We start from the raw sequence: 2,105 nt of genomic DNA, 5'->3' as shown, positions 1-2,105 counted from the left end.
GCAGGTTAAATGACGAATCCACAACATACGCCGTCGAATTGCGGATAGGGCGTCCGATCGGTACAGAATCCAGCTGTTCTTCCGTAATGTGATACGTCGTCGAAAAAGTTGTATTTTCCGTTGGTCCATAGCCGTTAATGATGTTCATGTCCGGATTATCACGCAGGACCCGGTTAATATGGGGTGCAGACAAAACATCACCACCAACGAGCAAATACTTCACATCGCCGAAAAGTTTACTATCCTGCTGTGAAAGCTGATTAAATAACGGTGTGGTCAGCCACATCATGGTGACGCGATGATCCCGTATCGTCTCTTTAAGTTTGGCCGCATCCAATAGATCATCCTTATGCACAAGAACAAGCTGACCGCCGTTCAGCAACGCGCCCCAAATTTCAAACGTAGATACATCAAATACAAACGCGCAAGTCTGCAGCATTCGGGTCGATTCATCAAATGGCACATAATCCGTATTGCGGACAAGGCGCACGACACTTTGATGCTCAACAACGACACCCTTAGGCTTACCTGTTGAACCTGAGGTATAAATGACATAAGCAGCATGATTACCCGCTCCATCTATACCCAGATTGGAAGCATCTGCACTGTAGGACGTATCCTCATTCAGATTGACAATCTGTCCTTCAAAATAGCAACGATCCAGTAAATCCTGCTGAGCCAGCAGCAGCTTGGCTCCCGAGTCCTCCAGCATATAACGGATACGGTCCTCCGGATATTGAGGGTCTACCGGCACATACGCGCCACCAGCCTTCAAAATAGCGAGTGTTCCCGTAATCATATCCAGTGAGCGCTCCGTCAAAATGCCCACAGGTTCATCGGATTTCACCCCTGCCTCACGCAGCGTATGCGCTAAACGGTTGGCTGTCTCATTGAGTTCCCGATAGGTCAATGATTGATGACCCAAAGCTACGGCAATATGATCCGGCGTGCGCTCTGCCTGCTCCTCAAACAGTTTTTGGATCGTGTGATTGCTTGGATATGCAGAGGCAGTGTCATTAAACTCTCCTGTAATTTGTTGTTTTTCCGCCGCTGTAACCAGTTCCAGCTCTTCTACGCAAACATTCGGGTTAAGCAAAACTTGCTCCAACAGGTTCACAAAATGTCCATGCAGACGCTCAATGCCTGTTTGATCATAACTTAACGCGTTATACATAAAACGAATCTTGATGCATTCTCCCGGCATAACGACTAAGCTCAGATCATAGTTAGTCTGCTCTGCAGCCACCACATTGGAAATCGGGAATGTATCCTGCCCGTCACTTCCCAGTTCCTCGACCTGCTCATCTACTGGATAATTTTCAAACACCATAATATGGTTAATTAAATCCTGTTTCTGATCGGTCAATGCCTGAATCTCAAACAGTGGATACGTATCATATGCATGAGAAGCCAGCGCCTGCTCCTGCGTTTTCTTCATAACTTCTGCAAAAGATTCCCCTGCCTCACTAAGAATGCGAACGGGAATGGTATTAATGAACAAGCCGATAATATCCTCTACCCCGATAATATCTGATGGACGGCCTGAGACGACACTGCCAAATACGACATCACTGTGGTTGTTATATTTTTGCAGCACAATCCCCCATGCGGTTTGTAATAACGTATTCATGGTCACTTGATATCGCTTAGCCGTCTCCTCCACCCGGAGGGTCAACTCACGTTCCAAAACCGTCACCCAATCACTAGCCGTGTTGCCTTCACTCTTGCGACCGGATTTTACAGCTGGTAACGCTGTTTGCTGCTCATATCCGGATAAATAGCTGCTCCAGTAGTCGGTTGCCGCCTTGCGATCCTGTGCTTCCAGCCATTCAATAAAGCGGCTGTACGGCACTGCCGGTGCCAGTTCTGGTACTCTGCCCTCCTGAAGTGCTGCATAGCTTTCAAACACTTCTTTGTTTATAAGGGACAGACACCAGCCGTCCATGACGATATGATGAAAGCTCCATACAAAATGATAGCTGTCTTCTCCGGTACGTAAAATCGCTACACGCAGCAGGACATCCCGACGCAGATCAAAGCCCCGTGCTTTATCTTGTAGCTTGAAATTTTTCACCCAGGAATCTATTTCATCCTCATCTAGATGG

General features: G+C 47.4%; 1 protein-coding gene. It reads right to left on the bottom strand.

All coding sequences use genetic code 11. The features are described from left to right. Positions 1-2,105 (bottom strand): non-ribosomal peptide synthetase (locus tag GRP75_RS25165; RefSeq protein ID WP_160790693.1); only part of this gene is annotated, 2,105 nt, incomplete at both ends.

The sequence above is a fragment of the Paenibacillus sp. OT2-17 genome (assembly GCF_009827695.1).
In the GTDB taxonomy this organism is placed as follows: domain Bacteria; phylum Bacillota; class Bacilli; order Paenibacillales; family Paenibacillaceae; genus Paenibacillus; species Paenibacillus polymyxa_B.
This window is presented reverse-complemented; position numbering and strand designations above follow the sequence as displayed.